This window comes from Sphingopyxis sp., assembly GCF_040216815.1.
In the GTDB taxonomy this organism is placed as follows: domain Bacteria; phylum Pseudomonadota; class Alphaproteobacteria; order Sphingomonadales; family Sphingomonadaceae; genus Sphingopyxis.
In genome coordinates this window covers 25,397-41,201 of the sequence record NZ_JAVJOJ010000001.1, presented here as the reverse complement: position 1 = coordinate 41,201, position 15,805 = coordinate 25,397, and the positions used below count along the sequence as shown (strand labels likewise).

The 15,805-nt window shown below is 64.6% G+C and carries 15 protein-coding genes; 4 read left to right on the top strand and 11 right to left on the bottom strand.

The genetic code is table 11. The annotated features are described in order from the left end of the window. Nucleotides 1–13 precede the first annotated feature (13 nt). On the top strand, nucleotides 14–730 hold the full coding sequence (locus tag RIA72_RS00215; protein WP_350030341.1) for an extensin-like domain-containing protein: 717 nt from the start codon (nucleotides 14–16) through the stop codon (nucleotides 728–730). On the opposite strand, the gene RIA72_RS00210 is transcribed toward RIA72_RS00215, so the two are convergent. From RIA72_RS00210 to RIA72_RS00160, 11 genes are all read right to left on the bottom strand, one after another. Beyond that, nucleotides 727–1,077: a HesB/IscA family protein gene (locus RIA72_RS00210; protein WP_350030340.1), complete on the bottom strand. Its 351-nt coding sequence runs from the start codon at nucleotides 1,075–1,077 to the stop codon at nucleotides 727–729. The genes RIA72_RS00215 and RIA72_RS00210 overlap by 4 nt on opposite strands. Nucleotides 1,078–1,275: 198 nt before the next feature. Continuing rightward, on the bottom strand, nucleotides 1,276–1,746 hold the full coding sequence (locus RIA72_RS00205) for an SUF system Fe-S cluster assembly protein (protein WP_350030339.1): 471 nt from the start codon (nucleotides 1,744–1,746) through the stop codon (nucleotides 1,276–1,278). Next, complete coding sequence (locus tag RIA72_RS00200; protein ID WP_350030338.1) at nucleotides 1,743–2,945, bottom strand: aminotransferase class V-fold PLP-dependent enzyme; 1,203 nt, start codon at nucleotides 2,943–2,945, stop codon at nucleotides 1,743–1,745. The genes RIA72_RS00205 and RIA72_RS00200 overlap by 4 nt, the downstream gene beginning before the upstream one ends. 38 nt (nucleotides 2,946–2,983) lie before the next feature. Then, complete coding sequence (locus RIA72_RS00195; RefSeq protein ID WP_350030337.1) at nucleotides 2,984–3,724, bottom strand: SufD family Fe-S cluster assembly protein; 741 nt, start codon at nucleotides 3,722–3,724, stop codon at nucleotides 2,984–2,986. A gap of 205 nt (nucleotides 3,725–3,929) precedes the next feature. Next, entirely contained in the window at nucleotides 3,930–4,760 is an 831-nt protein-coding gene (gene sufC / locus RIA72_RS00190) for a Fe-S cluster assembly ATPase SufC (protein ID WP_350030336.1), read from the bottom strand. After that, nucleotides 4,747–5,088, bottom strand: coding sequence for a hypothetical protein (locus RIA72_RS00185; RefSeq protein WP_350030335.1), 342 nt, complete (start codon nucleotides 5,086–5,088; stop codon nucleotides 4,747–4,749). Before RIA72_RS00185 ends, sufC begins: the two co-directional genes overlap by 14 nt. Further along, nucleotides 5,085–5,603 carry an endonuclease domain-containing protein gene (locus tag RIA72_RS00180; RefSeq protein ID WP_350030334.1) on the bottom strand — a complete coding sequence of 173 codons (519 nt, stop codon included), beginning with the start codon at nucleotides 5,601–5,603 and terminating at the stop codon, nucleotides 5,085–5,087. Before RIA72_RS00180 ends, RIA72_RS00185 begins: the two co-directional genes overlap by 4 nt. Further along, nucleotides 5,600–7,087 (bottom strand): Fe-S cluster assembly protein SufB, encoded by a 1,488-nt coding sequence (gene sufB / locus RIA72_RS00175; RefSeq protein WP_350030333.1) that lies wholly within the window; start codon nucleotides 7,085–7,087, stop codon nucleotides 5,600–5,602. The genes RIA72_RS00180 and sufB overlap by 4 nt, the downstream gene beginning before the upstream one ends. Then, nucleotides 7,084–7,590: an RrF2 family transcriptional regulator gene (locus RIA72_RS00170; RefSeq protein WP_350030332.1), complete on the bottom strand. Its 507-nt coding sequence runs from the start codon at nucleotides 7,588–7,590 to the stop codon at nucleotides 7,084–7,086. Before RIA72_RS00170 ends, sufB begins: the two co-directional genes overlap by 4 nt. Before the next feature lie 432 nt (nucleotides 7,591–8,022). Further along, nucleotides 8,023–8,910: an AraC family transcriptional regulator gene (locus RIA72_RS00165; protein ID WP_350030331.1), complete on the bottom strand. Its 888-nt coding sequence runs from the start codon at nucleotides 8,908–8,910 to the stop codon at nucleotides 8,023–8,025. A gap of 100 nt (nucleotides 8,911–9,010) precedes the next feature. Beyond that, nucleotides 9,011–10,831 carry a DUF885 domain-containing protein gene (locus tag RIA72_RS00160; RefSeq protein ID WP_502957919.1) on the bottom strand — a complete coding sequence of 607 codons (1,821 nt, stop codon included), beginning with the start codon at nucleotides 10,829–10,831 and terminating at the stop codon, nucleotides 9,011–9,013. Nucleotides 10,832–10,901: 70 nt separating this feature from the next. Between RIA72_RS00160 and RIA72_RS00155 the strand changes: the two genes are divergently transcribed. From RIA72_RS00155 to RIA72_RS00145, 3 genes are all read left to right on the top strand, one after another. After that, nucleotides 10,902–11,972: a quinone-dependent dihydroorotate dehydrogenase gene (locus RIA72_RS00155; protein WP_350030330.1), complete on the top strand. Its 1,071-nt coding sequence runs from the start codon at nucleotides 10,902–10,904 to the stop codon at nucleotides 11,970–11,972. A 75-nt stretch (nucleotides 11,973–12,047) separates the two neighbouring features. After that, nucleotides 12,048–13,739: a gamma-glutamyltransferase gene (ggt, locus tag RIA72_RS00150; RefSeq protein ID WP_350030796.1), complete on the top strand. Its 1,692-nt coding sequence runs from the start codon at nucleotides 12,048–12,050 to the stop codon at nucleotides 13,737–13,739. Between the two features lie 181 nt (nucleotides 13,740–13,920). Continuing rightward, the gene (locus RIA72_RS00145; RefSeq protein ID WP_350030329.1) at nucleotides 13,921–15,750 is read left to right on the top strand and encodes an AMP-dependent synthetase/ligase; all 1,830 of its coding nucleotides are present in this window, start codon (nucleotides 13,921–13,923) and stop codon (nucleotides 15,748–15,750) included. Nucleotides 15,751–15,805 lie beyond the last annotated feature (55 nt).

Sequence of the window (15,805 nt, the reverse complement as noted above, 5' to 3'; positions counted from 1 at the left end):
CCATCTGGGGCGCGTGACGAGTCTCCGCCCCTATCTCCTATGGTTCGCCATCGCGCTGCTGCTTGCCTTTGCTGCGATACGCGGGGTGCAATGGATGCGCGACCATCCCGAACATTTCCCCGACGCGCGCTTCGAACTGGCGCATCCGCAAGGTTGGGCGACGCACGGCAAACTCGTTGCCCTTGCGAGTGACGATGCCGCCTGCTTTGCCGCCTTCGACCGCGTGGACGCGGGCTATCTGCGGCGGCCGGCGGTGGGCGAGGGAGCTTGCCGCGCCAGCCAGCGGATGATCCTGACCGGCAACCGTCTCGTCCCGACGATGCGCCCCGCGAACGCCGCGCCCGGCTGCGCCGTGACCGCGGCAATGGCGCTGTGGACGCGCGACGTCGTGCAGCCCGCGGCCGAACGCCATTTCGGACAAGACGTCGTCGAGCTTGAAAATCTCGGCAGCTATAATTGCCGTACGATCGCGGGCAGCGCCGCGCAGAGCGAGCATTCGACCGCCAATGCGATCGACATTTCGGCGTTCGTGCTCGCCGACGGGACACGCATCACGCTCATCAACGATTGGCAGCCCGGCGACCGGCGCAGCGAGTTCCTGCACGCGGTGCGCGACGGGTCGTGCGGGCTCTTCTCGACGGTGCTGTCGCCGGACCATAACGCCGCGCACGCCGATCATTTCCATTTCGACATGGCCGCGCGCACGGCCGGCTGGACGGTGTGCCGTTAAACGGTAAAGCTCTCGCCGCAACCGCACGCGCCCTTGGCGTTCGGATTTTCGAACACGAAGCCGGCGGCGAAATCATCCTCGACCCAGTCCATCGTGCTGCCGATCAGGTAGAGCACCGACGCGCCGTCGATGTAGAAGACGCCGCCCGGCGTCTCGATCTTTTCGTCGAACTTCGCCTCTTCGGTGACATAATCGACCGAGTAGGCGAGCCCCGAACAGCCGCGGCGCGGGGTCGACAGCTTGACGCCGATCGCGCCTTCGGGTGCGCTCGCCATCAGCTTGGCGATCCGTTCCTCGGCGTTCGGCGTCAGCGTGACGGCGGCGGGGCGGGTTTTCAACGTCGTCATCTCACACTCCTTCCCCTCTCCCCTTGCGGGAGAGGGTTGTGAAGACTTGGCAGCTTGCTGCCCTAGTCGAAGCTGGGTGAGGGGGCTGCGGTCTTGAAGACCGCGCGAGCCAATGGCTCGCAGCCCCTCATCCAACTGCGCCTGGTCACTTCGTGACAAGGCTTCATATTCTTCTCCCGCACGGGGAGAAGGAATCCACTATAGCATCCCCAGTTCCAGCCGCGCTTCGTCGCTCATATTCGCGGGCGACCAGGGCGGATCCCAGACAAGGTTGACCTCGGCATCGCCGACACCCGGCACCGCGCCGACGCGTAGCTCGACCTCGCCCGGCATCGATTCGGCGACCGGGCAGTGCGGCGTTGTCAGCGTCATCGTGACGAGCACATGGCCTTCGTCGATCTCGACATTGTAAATGAGGCCAAGGTCATAGATGTTCACCGGAATCTCGGGATCGAAAATATCCTTCAGCGCCGCGATCACCGCCTCATACAGGTCGCCGCCGACCGCGCCGGGGGCCGGTGCGGCGGGCTTGGCGGCGAGGAAGCCTTCCAGATAGTCGCGCTTGCGCTCCAGCTTCTCGGGCGCGGTCTCAGCGTCCTCGACGCGCGCCTTCGGCGGCGGCGCCACGCTCGTCACTTCCTCAACCTTGATACTGCCATTCTCGCTCATCCGAAAATCCTCTCGACGCGGGCGAGGCCGTCGATCAGCGCCGCCACATCGTCGTCATTGCTGTAAACGCCAAAGCTCGCGCGCGCGGTCGCGGGCACCCCCAGATGCTCCATCAGCGGCTGCGCGCAATGGTGTCCGGCGCGGATCGCGACCCCGCTTTCGTCCAAGATAGTGCCGATGTCGTGCGGATGAACCCCCGCCATCGAAAAACTGACGATTCCGGCACTGTTTTCCGGGCCATAGAGGGTGATACTGTTCTTGCGCGCCAGCGCTTCGCGCAAGCTGCCGACCAGCGCGCATTCGTGCGCGTGGATCGCGTCGATACCCAGCGCCGCGACATAATCGACCGCCGCCGCAAGTCCCAGCGCCTCGACAATCGCAGGCGTTCCGGCCTCGAAGCGAGTGGGGGCGGGGGCGTAGGTTGTCTTTTCGAACGTCACGCGGTCGATCATCGATCCGCCGCCCTGCCACGGCGGCAGCGCATCGAGCTTGTCGCTCCACAGCACGCCGATCCCGGTGGGGCCGTAGAGCTTGTGCCCCGAAAAGACATAATAGTCGCAGCCGAGTGCCGTCACATCCACGGGCAGGCGCGGCACGGCCTGACAACCATCGATCAGCAGCTCGGCGCCGACGCGGTGCGCGATTTCGGCCGCGCGCACGACGTCGAGCGGGCTGCCGAGGACGTTCGAGACATGGGCAAAGGCGACCATCCTGTGATCGGGCGTGAGCAGCTTTTCGGCGGCGTCCAGGTCGATGCAGCCGTCGGCGGTCAGCGGGCACACATCGACCTGCCAGCCCGCGAGCTGCCACGGCACGATATTACTGTGATGTTCGAGCATCGACAGCAGCACGCGGCCCTTCTTCGGGTGCGAGTAAGCGACAAGATTGATCGCCTCGGTCGCGCCGCGCACGAAGGCGATCTGCTCCTCCTTCGCGCCGATGAACGCCGCGATCCGCCGCCGCGCCGCTTCATAGGCGAGCGTCATGTCGGCCGAACGTGCATAGACGCCGCGGTGGACGGTCGCATAGTCGCGGCCGATCGCGTTCACGGTGGCGTCGATCACCGCCTGCGGCTTTTGGGCCGTCGCGGCGGTGTCGAGATAATGCCAGCCGGGGGTCAGGCCGGGGAACTGATCTCTAATCCCGTTCGTGTCGAGCGAAGTCGAGACACCCACAAGGCGGGCACTACCGTTGGGCATGTCGTCTTCGCTCGATGCGAACGGGGAGGGGAGGTTGCTCACACCAATTCCCCCAGCTTCGCCAGCGCCAGTTCCTGCAACCGCGCCTCATCCTCGGCACCGTCGAACACGCCCGCGACAAAGGCTTGCAGCAGGATCTTCTTGGCCTCTGCGGGCGGCAACCCGCGCGACTGAAGATAATAAAGGCTCATTGCGTCGAGCTCGCCGATCGCGCAGCCGTGCGCGCATTTCACATCGTCGGCGAAGATTTCGAGTTCGGGCTTGGCGTTGGCGGTCGCGCTGCGGTCAAGCAGCATTGCCTTCACATCCTGCTCGCTGTCGGTCGCTTGCGCGTCGCGCGCCACGGCGACCTTGCCGAGATAGGTGCCGGTTGCCGTTCCGCCGAGCACAGATCGCACCAGCTGCCGCGACGTCGCGCCGGGTTCGGCGTGGGTGACGGTGGTGATGATTTCCAGATTCTGCACGCCGCCACCGATCTGCGCCGCGCCGAGGGTAAAGTCGGCGCCTTCGTGGAGCGTGACGTTGAGTTCGATCCGGCCATAGGCGCCGCCGATATTGAGAACGTGCAGCGCCGCGGTCGCGCCCTTGCCGATGCTCATCTCGATCTGATGGATGGCTGCCCCGGAGGCGCCGGCATCCTGCACGATCGCGCGCTTGAAATCGCCGCCTGCGGGCACGACGATGCTCTCGGGCGCCGGCAGCGGCCACACCGCGGTCACCGCGTCGATGTCGCTATAGCGCCACGCTTCATCGCGGCGGGTGGGGAGGGTGGTTGTCATTTACCCTCTCCCCTGGAGGGAGAGGGTTGTGCAGACTTGCGAGCTTGCTCGCTAGTCGAAGCTGGGTGAGGGGTATGCGATCGCCATGCGATCGCGTGGGCCAAAAGTTCGCTCACCCTCATCCAACTCCGCCTAACCCGCTTCGCGGGCAAGGCTTCATATCCTTCTTCCCTCAAGGGAGAAGGGAGTAGGGCGCGCACGCGCATCACGCCATCACCTCGGCATAGCCATGTTCTTCCAGTTCGCGCGCCAGCTCCGGGCCGCCCGACTTGACGATGCGGCCGGCGGCGAGGACGTGGACGAAATCGGGCTGCACATAGTCGAGCAGGCGCTGATAATGGGTGATCAGCAGCACCGCCTTGTCGGGGCGGCGCATGATCGTATTGATCCCGTCGCCGACGATACGCAGCGCGTCGATGTCGAGGCCGCTGTCGGTCTCGTCGAGGATCGCGAGCTTGGGATCGAGGATGCCCATCTGCACCATCTCGTTCCGCTTCTTCTCGCCGCCCGAAAAGCCGACGTTCACCGGGCGCTTGAGCATGTCCATGTCGAGCTTGAGCAGTCCCGCCTTCTCCCGCGCTAGCTTCAGGAAATCGCCGCCCGACAGCGGCTCCTGCCCGCGCGCCTTGCGCTGGGCGTTCAGGCTCTCGCGGAGGAACTGGACGTTCGACACGCCGGGGATCTCGACCGGGTACTGGAAGCCGAGGAACAGCCCCGCCGCAGCGCGCTCGTGCGGGTCGAGGGCGAGAAGGTCGAGCGTCTCGGTGGTTCCAGTACCCCGGCGCAAGCCGGGGCCCATTTCGACGGCCGCATTTGGACCCCGGCTTTCGCCGGGGATCATGTTGGGCGAAAACATCGCCGACCCCTCGGTGACTTCATACCCCGGCCGCCCGCCGAGGACATAGGACAGCGTCGACTTGCCCGCGCCATTCGGCCCCATGATCGCATGGATTTCGCCCGCATTGATGCTGAGCGACAGGCCCTTCAGGATCGGCTTGTCGGCGACGGTGGCGTGGAGGTTTTCAATTTTGAGCATTGGATTTCTCTACGACTATCAGGCTGGCTTCGCTGCCCGCATTTTCTTGGACGATATGATGCAAGCGACGAAGAGTCTTCGTCAGTTCGATGCTTTGCGTTTTTGGGAGACGCAGGTTGCACTTCCGGATTTTGGCCGAAGTCTCCTCGACTGTTGGAAATCGAGGGCTGCTCAGGCAATAAGCATATTTGCGGGCAATCGTCAGGTCGCGGGACACAAGATTGTCTACGGCCACTTCGATAGACGTCACGAAAACGGGTTCATCTTCAATCGCTGACGCAGACGCTGCCATGATCGGGATGATCGTCAAATAGGTCGCCAAACTCACCCCACGCTCTCCTCAAGGCTGATCCCCAGCAGCTTCTGCGCCTCGACCGCTGCAAGCCCCTCCCCTTCAGGGGAGGGGTTGGGGTGGGGTCTGTCGGCCTGATGCAAGGCTTCGGCAATAAACTGAAGCACGCCATCCATATTTGCCATCACCTCGCCGTTGGTGACGCGGATGGTGCGGTAGCCTTGCTGCGCGAGGATTTCATCGCGGGCGCGATCTGCCTGTGCGTCATGCGTATCGCCGTCGACCTCAACGATCAGCTTTGCCGAGGCGCAAACGAAGTCAGCGATATGCCACCCGATGACTTGCTGGCGTCGAAACTTCGCGCCTTCAAGCTGCCCGTTCGACAAATGCCTCCACAGACGCTTTTCCGGTTCGGTGGGGTTGTTCCTCATCTGGCGAGCGCGGCTCTGCAATTCCTCGACGGTGGAGGCCGATAGACCCCACCCCCGGCCCCTCCCCTGAAGGGGAGGGGTGTTCAGTTGCTTTGCCTGATCGCGGAGAGTCCAGGTCACCCGACTGATCCTTCCAGCGAAATTCCCAGCAACTTCTGCGCCTCGACGGCAAACTCCATCGGCAGTTGCTGCAGCACTTCCTTGGCAAAGCCGTTGACGATCAGGGCCACCGCTTCCTCCGCATCCAGCCCGCGCTGCATCGCGTAGAACAGCTGGTCGTCGCTGATCTTGCTCGTCGTCGCTTCATGTTCGACGGTCGCGCTGGGGTTGCGGACTTCGATGTAGGGGACGGTGTGCGCGCCGCACTGGTTGCCGAGGAGCAGGCTGTCGCACTGGGTGAAATTGCGCACGCCTTCGGCGTTGAGCGCGACACGGACGAGGCCGCGATAGGTGTTGTTCGATTTGCCCGCGCTGATCCCCTTCGACACGATGGTCGATCGCGTGCGCTTGCCATTGTGGATCATCTTGGTGCCGGTGTCGGCCTGCTGGTAATTGTTCGTCACCGCGACCGAGTAAAATTCGCCGACGCTGTCGTCGCCGTTCAAAACGCAGCTCGGATATTTCCACGTGATCGCGCTGCCGGTTTCCACCTGCGTCCACGACACTTTGCTGCGCTTGCCCTGACACAGCGCGCGTTTGGTCACGAAATTATAGATGCCGCCCTTGCCTGTCGCATCGCCCGGATACCAGTTCTGGACCGTGCTATACTTGATCTCGGCATCGTCCAATGCGACGAGTTCGACCACCGCGGCGTGGAGCTGGTTCTCGTCGCGCATCGGCGCGGTGCAGCCCTCAAGGTAGGAGACGTACGCGCCCTTGTCGGCAACGATCAACGTCCGCTCGAACTGCCCCGTATTTTCGGCATTGATGCGGAAATAGGTGCTGAGCTCCATCGGGCAGCGCACGCCCTCGGGCACATAGACGAAGGTGCCGTCGGAGAAGACCGCGCAATTCAGGCAAGCGAAATAATTGTCGTGCATCGGCACGACACGCCCAAGCCACTTTTTCACCAGCTCGGGATATTCGCGGATCGCCTCGCTGATCGACAGGAAGATCACGCCCGCGCGCTTCAGTTCCTCGCGAAAGGTCGTCGCGACCGAAACGCTGTCGAACACCGCGTCGACCGCGACCTTGCGCGCGCCCTCTACCCCCGCGAGCACCTTTTGCTCCTCGATGGGGATGCCCAGCTTTTCATAGACCTTCAGGATTTCGGGATCGACTTCGTCCAGCGACGACAGCTTGGGCTTCGCCTTGGGCGCCGCATAATAGTATGCGTCCTGGTAATCGATCGGCGGGACGTTCAGCTTCGCCCAGTCGGGCGTTTCCATCGTCTGCCAGTGGCGAAACGCCTTCAGCCGCCAGTCGAGCATCCATTCGGGCTCGTTCTTCTTCGCCGAAATGAAGCGGACCGTGTCCTCGGTCAGCCCCTTGGGCGCAAAGTCGGTTTCGATGTCGGCGGACCAGCCATGCTCATAATCGGCGACGCGCGCGGCGGCGTCGTGCGCAGCCTGGTCCTTGATTCGGGTTTCGGTGTTGTCGGTCATGCTTCTATCCTCCCCTCCCGCTTGCGGGAGAGGTTGGGGGAGGGAATGTCAGTTGGGGTGGCCGTTTCAGGCCCTCCCCAAACCCCTCCCGCAAGCGGGAGGGGCTTAACGAGGCTCGCGAGGCTAATCCCGGCCAGCGCGCCGCGCACCGCGCCGTTCACGACACCCCAGTGCGGCTGCACCTTGCAGCTTCCTTCGAGCGCGCAATCGTGGCGCCCTTCCTCGACACAGCTGGTCAGCGCGATCGGTCCTTCGACCGCCTCGATAATCTCGGCGACATTGATCGCCGCGGCGGGTCGCGCCAGCCGAACCCCGCCGCCGCTGCCGCGCGACGCGACGAGCAGCCCGGCGCGGGCAAGGCCGCTCACCAGCTTTTGCGCGGTCGGCCCCGGAATCCCCGTCTGTTCGGCCAGCATCGCGGCGTGAATGGGCACCGATCCGCACTGGCGGGCGGCGGCGCTCATCAGCACCACGGCATAATCGGCAAGGTTGGACAGGCGCATCGTCTTTTCCGTCGCAGTTGCGAACGATTCTTAACTGGAGTAAATTACTCCACTTATATAGGCGAGGGGTTCGTAAGGTGCAAGCAAGCCGTGGTTGGGCGGGGTAAAGATGGCGCAGGGTCGGGTGACGGATAGCCAAGGGCGGGTTTCGACCGAAAGCTGCCCTCAACTCTATCGTCATCCCGGCCTGCGCCGGGATGACGGAACTGAGGATCTCCGCTTCCCACCCCAATGCGACGCCCGATACGCGCCAAAAAAAAGGCACCCATCCGGCCGAAACCAAATGAGTGCCAAGATGAAGGTCTCAAGTCCTCGTCAAAGAGGATGAGCTCTTCTGGGTCGCGGGCTTCGATTATGCGCGGCGGTCGATTCGCGATTGTATGGAAACGCCAAATCGACAGGGCGCGCAATTTTTGTTGGTTAACGGGGATTTTATGTCTCGGAGACGATCGGGCTCACCTTGCCGGCGAGCTGCTTGCGTCCCGTTGTCGTCGCCTGCGTGTACAATGTGGGGTTGCCGAGTTGTCCCGGTGTCGCCCCCGCAAATCGCTTGACCTCGCGGATCAGGTGCGACTGGTCGTAAAAGGCATCGCCGAGCTGCGCCGCGTCCAGCCCTTCGCCGCGCGCGAGCGCCGATGCGGCGCGCACCGCGCGATATTTGCGCGCGAGCATTCGCGGCGACAGGCCGTAATAATGTTTCGTCATCCGCTCGACCGAACGGATCGACATGCCCGTCGCCTCGACCAGCTCGGGCACCTGCGGCGAGGAGGTAGCCGTCAGCCATTCGTCGACGGTGCGGATGAACCACATCGGCGCGGTTTCGCCGCGGGTCAGCACTTCGCGCGCGAAATTATTGCCGATGACCAGCTTTTCCTCGACCGTCGCGGCCTGTTCGAGCGCAGTGGCGACGTCCTCAATCCACGGGCCGAACAGGTCGGCCGCGTCGATCGCGCGGTCGGTCAGCTTGTCGGCGTCGTCGCCCATCAACGCCGCCCAGCCCGCGGGCAACATACCGAAACCGAACAACCCCGTCGGTCGATTGCTGATCGCGCGTACGCGCCCGCTCGTCGGCCCGACGACATTTGCGCGGCACGCGGGCGAATGATTGCCGTCTGCAAAGACATATTCGCCGTCGGGGGCGGTCATGAAACGGAATTGCGGGCGGTCGGCGCGTTCATATTCGTCGAACCGCGGCATGTTGATCCGCGCGACGTAAAAGCTCGACACCATCTCCGCCAGATCGGGGTCGGGCGGAAAATAATGAAGTTCGAACGGCGCGCTGCCGTCCACGCCGGCCGGCGAGGATGAAGATTGCGACATGACAGACCCAGACCCCGGCGGCCTTTCCCCGGCCGCCTTTTATATGAATCGGATCATTTGCCTTTGCGGGCTGTCCGTCAAGCGCCAATCGTCAATTGGCTTAACCTTTCTCGGCCGCGATCCACGCATCGACGCGCCGTTCGAGGATGTCGAGCGGGACCGGTCCCGATTCGAGCACGACATCGTGAAAGCGGCGGAAATCGAAGCCTTGGCCAAGCGCTGCCTGCGCGCGGTCGCGCAATTCCATGATCTTGAGCTTGCCGATCAGATAGGCGGTCGCCTGTCCCGGATAGACGATATAGCGTTCGATGGCCTTTTCGATGTCGCCGTCGGGATTCGGGGTATTGTCCTTCAGATATTGGATCGCCTGTTCGCGGCTCCAGCGCTTGTCGTGGATGCCGGTATCGACGACGAGGCGGCACGCGCGCCACAGCTCCATGCCGAGCCGCCCGAAATCGCTGTAGGGGTCGGTGTAGAATCCCATATCCTTGGCGAGTTCCTCCGAATAGAGGCCCCAGCCTTCGGTATAGGCGGTGACGCCGCCAAAGCGCCGGAATGGCGGCAGGCCCGTGAGTTCGGTCTGCACCGCGCGCTGGAGGTGATGGCCGGGCACGCCTTCGTGATAGGCAAGCGCCTCGAGCTCGGTCTTCGACATGTCGCGAAGGTCGTAAAGATTGACATAATAGGTGCCCGGCCGCGACCCGTCGGGCGAGGGTGATTGGTAAAAGGCCTTGCCCGCCGACTTTTCGCGAAACGCCTCGACCGCCTTCACCTGCAACGCGGCTTTGGGCAGCGTGTTGAAAAAGGCGGGTAGCCGCGCCTCCATCGCTTTCACATGACTATCGACCTCGGCCAGATAGGCCGCACGCGAGGTGTGGAAATATTGCGGGCTGGTGCGCAGGTGGACGAAAAATTCCTGCAAGCTGCCCTTGAACCCGACCTTCGCCATGATCGCCCGCATCTCGCCGTGAATGCGCGCGACTTCGGCGCGGCCAAGGTCGTGGATTTCGGCCGCAGACATGTCGGTCGTCGTATAATTGGCGAGCAGCGCTTCATAATAGGCTTTGCCATCGGGCAGGCGCCAGACGCCGTCGGCGGTCGGCGCGCTTGCCTGCTGGCGCTTCATTTCGGCGAGCAGGCGGGCGTAGGCCGGCGCGGCGCTTTCGGTCCATGCGGCCTTTGCCGCGGCGATCAGCCGCGCCTTTTCCGCCGCGCTGGCATCGAGCTTGCCGACCTTTGCCGTGATGTCCTCGATCACCGCATTGTCGGCGGCTGTCAGATTGCCGATGTCGGAGATCAGATAGGCATAGACCCATTTCGGCGGCAGGATGCCGCTTGCGGCGCGTTCCGCCGACTGCGCCGACAGCGTATCGAGGTGGGGGCCGAGGGCGCGAATGCGCGACACATAGGCTTCGGCCTCGGCCACATTGGCGACGCGATGGATGTTGATCAGGAAAGCGGGCAGCTGGGTCTGCGCGCCGTTCATCTGGTCGAAAATATAATCGTGATTGCGAAAGGGGAACAGCCGTTCGGCGCGCGCCGCCGCGGCATTGAACAGCTCGAACGACAAAGCCTCGTCGTCGGACAGGGTGGCGGGGTCAAAGCTCGCGCGCATCGCGGCTGCGCTCGCCTGTTGCAATTTGTGCCGCGCGACGGCGGCCTCGTCGCTGGGATCGTCCCAGCGGCCATAATCGGCGTCGCGGATCCCCCGATACGCCTTGCTCTGCGGCGCGAGCGACAGGAGCGCGGCGTCGTAATTCTCGAAAAACTGCGACAGGTCGGCGCCCGCAGGTACGGCGTTCGCGGCGGGGGCCGCCGTTGCCGGGGCGGGGGCGTCCTGGCCTGCCATGGGCGCGCAGCCCGCTGCGGCCAGCAGGATCAGGGCGGTGGACAGGCGAGCGAGGATAGGGGAATGCGACACGAATTTCTCCCGGTTTTTCCGTTATGCGTGGGGGCTTGCCATAGCGCCGCCGGACGCGCAATGGCGGGCCATGTCGCTCTTCGCCTCGTTCACCGATACCGCCTATGCGCTCGCACGCCCGCTCGTCCACGCAACCGATGGAGAGGCGGCGCACAATCTGACGCTCGCCGCGCTCCAGCCGCTGCCGCGTGCGCGGCAGGCGCTGACCAGCCCGATGCTGGCGACCGAACTCGCGGGGCTGCGCTTTCCCAATCCCGTCGGGCTCGCGCCGGGGTTCGACAAGGATGCGCGCGTCGCGCACGCGATGCCGCATTTCGGTTTCGGCTTTGTCGAGGTGGGGACGCTGACGCCATTGCCGCAGGACGGCAATCCGCGCCCGCGGCTGTTCCGGCTGGTCGAGGACCGGGCGATCGTCAACCGTATGGGGTTCAACAATGGCGGGCAGGAAAAGGCGGCTGAGCGTATCGCGTGCCTGCGCCGCCACGGCCTGCCGGTGCCGCTCGGCATCAATATCGGCGCGAACAAGGACAGCGCCGACCGCATCGCCGATTATGCGAAGGGCACGGCGGCGATGGCGCCGCTCGCCGACTATCTGACGGTCAATATCAGTTCGCCGAACACGCCGGGGCTGCGCGCGTTGCAGGACCGGGGCGCGCTCGAGGCGCTACTCGACGGCGTGGCGGCGGCGCAGCCCGCGGGCGCCGCCAAACCTGTGTTCCTGAAAGTTGCGCCCGACCTCGAACCCGCCGACATCGACGATATTGTGACGGTGGCGCTGGACAAGCGGCTGGCGGCGGTGATCGTGTCGAACACCACTGTGTCCCGCCCGGCGCTGGCATCGCGCCACGCCGCCGAGGCGGGCGGGCTGTCGGGCGCGCCGCTCGCGCAGCTTGCGCTTCAGCGCGTCCGCGATTTCCGCGCGGCAAGCGGTGGCAAGCTGCCGCTGATCGCCGCGGGCGGGATCGCGTCCGCCGACCAGGCGTGGGAGCGCATTCGCGCGGGCGCCAGCCTGGTGCAGATCTATTCGGCGATGGTCTATGAAGGGCCGGGGCTGGCGGGCCGCGTCGCGCGCGGGCTGGAAAAGCTGGCTGCGCGTGACGGATTTGCGCGCGTGGCCGACGCGGTGGGGATGGAGAGGTAAATCCTCCCCATCGCTGGCGACAGGGAGGATTGCTCGGACTTGCGCTTCGCCGACCTCGGCGCCAAGGTCGCGCCCATGTTGAACCGTCTTCTCGCGCTTGTCGCTTTCGTCTCGCTTGCTTGTCCCACGCTCGCCGCCGCGCAGGGCGTTACTTCCTCCGCCGATCCGCGCGCGACCGAGGCCGGACGTACGATCCTGCATCGGGGCGGCAGCGCCGCCGACGCCGCCATTGCCATGGTCGCGGTGCTCACGCTTGTCGAGCCGCAGTCGAGCGGGATCGGCGGCGGCGGTTTCATGCTCCACCACGATGCGAACGATGGCAGCATTTCGACCATCGACGGCCGCGAAACCGCGCCTGCTGCGGCAAAACCCGACCGTTTCCTTGCGCCCGACGGCAAGCCGCGCGGTTTCATGGATGTCGTGCCCGGCGGCCTGTCGGTCGGTGTGCCCGGCAATATCCGCCTGATGGAGATGGCGCATCAGAAATGGGGCAAGCTCGAATGGCAGGCGCTGTTCCAGCCGGCGATCGCGCTCGCCGAAAACGGGTTTGAAGTGACCCCGGCGCTCCACAACTGGCTCGTGCGGTTCGAGTCGGTCTGGAAGGATTTTCCCGACGCGCGCGCCATTTATTATATCGATGGCAAGCCTGCGCCGGTGGGCACGCGCCTCAAAAATCCCGCCTATGCGGCCCTGCTGCGCGATATTGCGGCGCGCGGCCCCGACGCCTTCTACAGCGGCGCCAACGCGCGCGCGATCCGCGATGCGGTGGCAAAGGCGCCGCGCAATCCGGCGACGCTGACGCTCGCCGACCTGGCATCCTATCGCGCCAAGGAACGCGGGGCGGTCTGTACCAGCTACCGCATCTACAAGGTGTGCGGCATGGGCCCGCCCTCGTCGGGGGCCACCACCGTCTTTGGCATTTTGGGGATGCTCGAAGGCTGGGACATGAAGGCGATGGGCAAGGACAATCCGATGAGCTGGCACCTGCTCGCCGAGGCGATGCAGCTCGCCTATGCCGACCGCGCCGCCTTTCTGGGCGACGGCGATTTTGTCGAGGTGCCCGTTCAGGGCCTGCTCGACAAGGCCTATCTCGCCGAGCGCCGCCAGCTGATTTCGCCCTATGGCGCGGCGGGTCGTTATGAGCCCGGCACGCCGCCCGGTGCCAAGCCGCGCGCCGCCGCGCCGCCGGTCGACGAACAGGGGACGACGCATTTTGTCGCCGCCGACGCCGCGGGCAATCTCGTCTCGATGACCTCGACCGTCGAAAGCATCTTTGGCAGCCAGCTGATCGCGAACGGCTTTTTCCTCAATAATGAACTCACCGATTTCGACCTCGCGCCGACGCAGAACGGCGTGCCGACCGCCAACCGGGTACAACCGGGTAAGCGGCCGCTGTCCTCGATGTCGCCGACGATCGTGTACGGCCCCGACGGAAAGGTCGTGCTCGCCGTGGGTTCGGCGGGCGGCAAGCGCATCATCATGCACGTCACCAAGACGCTGATCGGCGTGCTCGACTGGGGCTTGGATGCCCGGGAAGCGATTGCGCTGCCCAACCTCTTTTTCGGCCGCCAGGGTGTGTTGATCGAAGACAATGCGGCGGGGCAGGCGATTGCCGGAAAAATGCAGCCCTTCGGATATGAATTCACCCCCACCGACCTCGGATCGAAACTCAATGCGATCGAGGGTACGGCCAAGGGGTGGCGCGGCGCAGCCGATCCGCGCGGCCCCGGAACGTCGGCGGTCGACGACGCGCCGCCGCAGGGGTAATCCTCCTATTGGCATTCGTCATCCCGGCGCAGCCCGGGATCTCGCCATCGCGCCGTGAAGCAGCGATGAGATCCCGGCCTTCGCCGGGATGACAGGGCTGCTTATGGACTTCTATCGCGCGGCGATTGCTCCTAAGAATGCACCAAACAACAAGATTATCCTCCCGAGGAGAGCGAGAGGCATGAAGCTTGAAACCCCCCATCTCGACCATTTTTCCAGCCTGGTCGCGATGTTCTTCGACCGCGCGGCGCGCGGCGGCGACGAACCCTTTTTGTGGCGCAAGGCCGACCGCGCGTGGCAGTCGCTGAGCTGGCGCGACGTCGCCGAACAGGTGGCGGCGCTCGCGCACAATCTGCGTAAACTGGGGCTGAAAGAGGGCGACCGGGTGCTGCTCGTCAGCGAGAACCGCCCCGAATGGTGTATCGCCGACCTTGGCATCATGGCCGCGGGCTGCATCACCGTGCCGACCTACACCACCAACACCGAACGCGACCATCAGCATATCCTCGACAACAGCGGCGCGCGCGCGGTGATCGTGTCGACCGCAAAGCTTGCGCGCGTGTTGATGCCCGCGGTGATGCGCTCCGACGCCAATATCGTCATCGCGATGGAAAGCCTGCGCGTCGGCCAGCAGGGCGAGGTGTCGGTGCACGACTGGGCGCCGCTCGTCGAAGGCGGCGCGGCGTGGATCGAGGAGACCAAGGCCCGCGGGCTCGGCACCAAGCGCGAGGATACCGCCTGCCTCATCTACACCAGCGGCACCGGCGGCGCGCCGCGCGGGGTGATGCAGCATCACGGCGCGATCCTGCACAATGCGGCGGGCGCTGCCGAGGTGCTGGTCAATGATTTCGGCATCGGCGACGAAGAGGTTTTTCTCTCCTTCCTGCCACTCAGCCACGCCTATGAACATTCCGGCGGCCAGTTCCTGCCGATCATGGTCGGCGCGCAAATCTATTACAGCGAAGGGCTGGAAAAGCTCGTCTCGAACATCGAGGAGACGCGCCCGACGATCATGGTCGTCGTCCCGCGGCTGTTCGAGGTGATCCGTGCGCGGATGATCAAGTCGGTCGAAAAGCAGGGCAGGCTCGCGAACTGGATGCTGAACCAGGCGCTGCGCGTCGGTGAAAAGGACTATGAACGCCGCATGGGGGTGCTCGACCGTCCGGTCGACCTGCTGCTCAATCGCCTGTTCCGCCCGAAAATCCAGAAGCGGTTCGGCGGGCGGCTGAAGGCGCTGGTGTCGGGCGGCGCGCCGCTCAATCCCGAAATCGGCGTGTTCTTCCACTCGATCGGCCTGACGCTGCTTCAGGGCTATGGCCAGACCGAGTCAGGCCCGGTGATCAGTTGCAACCGGCCGAAGACGGGGCTGAAGATGGATACCGTCGGCCCGCCGCTGATGAACACCGAAGTGCGCATCGCCGACGATGGCGAAATTTGCGTGCGCGGCGAACTGGTGATGAAAGGCTATTGGCGCAACCCCGCCGAGACCGAGCGCGTGCTGATCGCCGATCCCGCCGACCCTGACGGTGCGCCGTGGCTCCACACGGGCGACATCGGCCATATCGACGAGGCGGGGCGCATCGTCATCACCGATCGCAAGAAGGATCTGATCGTCAACGACAAGGGCGACAATGTGTCGCCGCAGCGCGTCGAAGGGATGCTGACGCTCCAGCCCGAAATCCTGCAGGCGATGGTCTATGGCGACAAGCGCCCGCATCTGGTCGGCATTCTGGTCCCCGACCCCGAATGGGCGGCCGAATGGGCGGAGAAGGAAGGGCTGCCCAAGGAACTGAAATTGCTGCGCGAACATGAGAAATTCCGCGCCGCGCTCCGCACCGCGGTCGACCGCGTCAACGATCAGCTCTCTGTCGTCGAAAAGGTCCGCAAGTTCGACCTCGCCGACGAAGCCTTCACGATCGAGAATGAACAGATGACGCCGTCGATGAAGATCCGCCGCCACGTGCTGCGCGAAACCTATGCCGACAGGATCGCGGCGATGTACAAGGCCTGATCGGTCGGTTTGTCTTTACAGTTGCAGGCGGGGTGCGACCCGAAGTGCTCGGCGC